Consider the following 3,562-nt stretch of genomic DNA (forward strand, 5'->3'; position numbering starts at 1 on the left):
AAACGGCACGCTGCGGGTCATCGATGTCGAAGATGGCCAGACGTGCCGCTCGACAGAGACGCAACTGAGCTGGAAGGACGGCATAACAGGCAAGGTCGCCAACTCAGACAAGCTCGATGGGATGGACTCATCAAAGTTCGCTCGCGCAGCTCTATTCGGCTCGCCAGTGAACGCTCGGACCGGCGATAGAGACCGTGACGGCAATTGCTTTCTAGGCGAGGTTGGGCTCTTTGCCGGCGAGCGAGTGCCCAGCGGTTGGGAAAAGGCTCAAGGTCAACTGTTGTCGATAACTCAGAACACAGCGCTCTACAGCCTGCTTGGGACCGATTACGGCGGAAACGGACAAACGAACTTCGCCCTTCCTGATCTTCGAGGCGCCGAGCCGAAGGGCGCCGGACCGGCGGCCCCCAATTACGCGATCTGCACCGTTGGGCAGTTTCCCCAATAAAACCGCGCCAGAGGAGGAAGGCCGAGGCTGCTGCTAGCCTCGGCCTTCCTCCTTACCTCTATTCACCGGAGTGCGTGGAAGGATAATTCGCAGAAGTTGGGCTTCCGCTTTACGGAGTTCTAGGAAGATCGCTACCCGCAAGCAACCCCAAGCTACGGCAAAGATAGCTACTTTAGGGGATACGCCGATGCTCTGGTGCCTCCATACTTGGGATGCTATAGCAAGCAGGGGCGGGGGCTGAACACCTGTCTACCTCCGTCGGCGAAAGACACCAGGCCGAACGACGGGAGGTACCATACATGAGCACACAACAGCAGCCCAACCGACTGACGCGCGGCGAGTTCCTGCGGACGGCCACGGGGACCGTCGCCGCCGCAACCGCGACGTCCCTGGTAGTCCTCCCGACCCCCGCTGAGGCCGAGGCGGCGCCCCGGACGCGTGGCGACGGTAGCGGTTCGCTCTTCGACGAACTGGACGCCAAGATCCGGGCCGGCATGCGAGAGCACGGCATCCCCGGCGTGGCAGTGGGCATGATCCACCGGGGCAAACGCTACGTCAAGGGCTACGGGGTTACCAACGTCGACCACCCCACGCCCGTGGACGGTGACACGCTCTTCCGGATCGGTTCGACCACCAAGACCTTCACCGGCACCGCGGCGATGCGGCTGGTCGATAGGGGTGAGCTAGACCTGGACGAGAGGGTCAAAACCTACCTGCCCGAGTTCGCTACGTCGCAACCCTCGGTGGCGCGTCGGGTGACCGTGCGCCAGCTCCTGAACCACTCCGCGGGCTGGCTGGGCGAGTACTACGCCGACAAGGGGCCCGGCGACGACGCGCTTGCGAGGTACGTTGCGGGGATGGCGCGGCTACCCCAGCAGACGCCGCGCGGGGAGGTCTTCGCCTACAACAACGCCGCCATCGTGCTTGCAGGACGCGTGATCGAGGCCGTGACCGGATCTACCTATGAGGAGGCCGTCAGGGAGCTGGTGCTCGATCCGCTCCGGATGAACCACAGCCGCTTCTTCTCCGACGAGATCGTGGGCTTCAACGTGGCCGCCTCACACAACATAGTCGACGGCGAGCCCGTCGTCGACCCCTCGATCTGGCGTGCGCCTCGTACTCTCCACCCGACCGGGGGCCTGATCTCCAGCGTCCGCGACCAGCTGCGCTACGCCGCCTTCCACCTGGGCAACGGGAAGGCTCCGGACGGGACCAGGCTGCTCAAGTACAAGTCGCTGATCGAGATGCGCACCAACCCGGGACCGGGCGGAACCCTGCTCGTCGAGCTCGACGGGATGGGGGTTACCTGGATGCTCAGGCCCAGCGCCCAAGGGGTGCGCATCGTCCAGCACGGCGGGGACTACCTGGGCCAGCACGCGGGCTTCGTCATGGTCCCCGAGCGGGAGTTCGCCCTCACCGTGCTCACGAACTCCGACGGCGGGCCCGGGCTGCTGGGCGATCTGTTCGTCGACGACTGGGCGCTCAGGCGCTTCGCGGGAGTGAGCAACCTGCCGGCCAAGCCCCGCGCGCTGAGCAGGCGCGAGCTGGCTCCCTACGAAGGCGTCTACACCGGGCGGATCATCGACCCGATCCTTACCCCCAGCGGTACGGAGGCGGAGACCAGGATCGAGCTGAAGGGCACCCCCGACGGCTGGCTGCGCATGAGGCGAACCGACAGCGTCGAGTCGGCCGTCCTCGACGACCCCTCGGATGTGGTAGGGGCGGAGGACTCCCCGGTGGAGGGTCAACGCCTGGCGTTCTACCGCGACGATTACGTGCTCGTCTACGACGGGAGCGGCGGGCCGACTTTCGCCCGGGCGAACTTCCTCCGGGGCCACGACGGGAGCGTCCAGTGGCTGCGCATCGGCGGAAGGCTCTACCGGCACCAGGGAGCCTAGTAGGACCGCCGGAGACGGGAGTAGCGGAGCCACCCTGAGGGCTGAAACCAAGAAGAGGCTTCAAGGCTATTACAGGCCGCCAGAGGCGTGCGAGACGAGGCGCTGCTAACCCTTGCTCTGCGAACGGGGATGCGCCAGAGTGAGCTCGCTGCGCTCCGTTGGGAGGACGTCGACCTGGGCGGTCCCCGTCCGGCCGTGAGGGTGCGCCGATCGGCGGCCACGAGGACCAAAACGGTCGTCACGACGACGAAGACTGGCGAGGAGCGGACGGTGGGCATCGGCCCGCGCACCGTCGATGTTCTCGGGGCCCACCGCCAGCGGCAGCGGGTCGAGCGCATGGCCGCGTCGGTGTGGGCAGATTCGGGTTGGGTCTTCCCCAACACGCGCGGCAAGGTGCGCCGGCGCGACTCCGTGATGCGCCATGGCCTGCTCAGAGCAGAATCCGGCTTACAGGACGGCCCGACCTGTGGTAGCGGTCAGCCTTCAGCTTCTTGTTCTTGCTGAAGGCTGGCCGCTTGTGAAGGGGCTTCTTCTAGCGCCTGGTGCTGGCGATGACTGTGGCTTGCCCGATCAGGAGTCCTCCACTGAACAGGTCGGTGTTGAAGGTCTGGTTCAGGGCACCTGCAGCCGTGCTGGTCAGCCTGACGTTTACATCCTTAAGGACCAGTACTCCGGGGGCGGCATTGACTCCACCCGTAACCGCGCCGAGGCGCAGCAGCGGTATGCGCACGCCTGCTCCGGCCACCTTGGCGGTCAGGTATCCGGTGTCGAGGTCGATGATGAAGCGCTTCACCACCAGCGTCGTGTCCCCGGCGGTGATGGCGAGGCCTCCGGAGTGTACGATCCTTCCGCTGAGCTGCTTTTTGTTGACCTCACCCCCGACTACCGGGAAGGCGAACAGGGTGCTACCGGCGGGCCCGGTGGCCGGGCCTGTGGCCCTGATGCTGACGCCCGCGTCCGTAAGCACGGCCGCCGTACCGCCATCGAGCCTGAGCAAGGTCTGTCCGCCGGTGACAGCGGTGGTTGCGCTTCGCTCGGCGCTCTGCGCGGGCGGCGCCGCAAGCGCCAGGGCGAGAAGCGCCGCGGCAAGCGCGCCGGCGAGCGCCGTCCAGACTAGTGAGCTTCTCCACGTCTGGCGCAGGTGGGCTGCGCCTGTGGTCGTCATCCTCAAGGTGATGTTCGCCTCCTTGGAGTCGGTTTGCCGTCGTCCTTGACC

General features: G+C 66.1%; 3 protein-coding genes and 1 pseudogene. 3 read left to right on the forward strand and 1 reads right to left on the reverse strand.

Annotation, left to right across the window (positions count from 1 at the left end; translation table 11 throughout):
• From VD972_RS27570 to VD972_RS45570, 3 genes and pseudogenes are all read left to right on the forward strand, one after another.
• On the forward strand, positions 1 to 448 hold a 448-nt coding region (locus tag VD972_RS27570), incomplete at its 5' end, for a phage tail protein (protein ID WP_324991732.1).
• Between the two features lie 299 nt (positions 449 to 747).
• Entirely contained in the window at positions 748 to 2,346 is a 1,599-nt protein-coding gene (locus VD972_RS27575; RefSeq protein ID WP_324991733.1) for a serine hydrolase domain-containing protein, read from the forward strand.
• A 60-nt stretch (positions 2,347 to 2,406) separates the two neighbouring features.
• A pseudogene (locus VD972_RS45570) lies at positions 2,407 to 2,850 on the forward strand (tyrosine-type recombinase/integrase); the annotation flags it as partial.
• Positions 2,851 to 2,878: 28 nt separating this feature from the next.
• Here the strand turns inward: VD972_RS45570 and VD972_RS27580 are convergent.
• The coding region (locus tag VD972_RS27580; protein ID WP_324991734.1) for a hypothetical protein at positions 2,879 to 3,562 on the reverse strand (684 nt) is incomplete at its 5' end.

This window comes from Hyalangium sp., from assembly GCF_035629615.1.
GTDB lineage: Bacteria > Myxococcota > Myxococcia > Myxococcales > Myxococcaceae > Hyalangium.

What these genes read in the sequence shown, in the direction of transcription:
- VD972_RS27575 (WP_324991733.1), top strand. Translation starts at nt 748, where the DNA reads ATGAGCACACAACAGCAGCCCAACCGACTGACGCGCGGCGAGTTCCTG.